Source organism: Streptococcus suis (genome assembly GCF_002960445.1).
GTDB lineage: Bacteria > Bacillota > Bacilli > Lactobacillales > Streptococcaceae > Streptococcus > Streptococcus hyiners.
In genome coordinates this window covers 1-301 of record NZ_POJD01000339.1, presented here as the reverse complement: position 1 = coordinate 301, position 301 = coordinate 1, and the positions used below count along the sequence as shown (strand labels likewise).

Annotated in this window: 1 protein-coding gene; it reads left to right on the top strand. The window is 44.9% G+C overall.

Annotated features, from left to right (window positions below):
* Positions 1-301, top strand: a 301-nt coding sequence (locus C1G53_RS11150; protein ID WP_330847481.1) for an undecaprenyl-diphosphate phosphatase, incomplete at both ends; no start/stop codon positions are given.

The following is a 301-nucleotide window of genomic DNA, read 5'->3' as shown; positions in this document are numbered from 1 at the left end:
CTTAGCGAAAATGTCTTATAAAACTGCCTTGTTGATTGGGTGTTTCCAGGTCTTAAGCATCGTTCCGGGGACTAGTCGCTCAGGTGCGACCATTCTGGGAGCGATTATTTTGGGGACCAGCCGATCTGTGGCGGCAGATTTTACCTTCTTCCTTGGGATTCCAACCATGTTTGGTTATAGTGGTTTGAAGGCTGTTAAATATTTCTTAGATGGCAATAGCCTGAATATGGAGCAGGTATGGATCTTGCTAGTCGCTAGTGTGACGGCTTACTTGGTATCCTTAGTTGTTATTCGTTTCTTG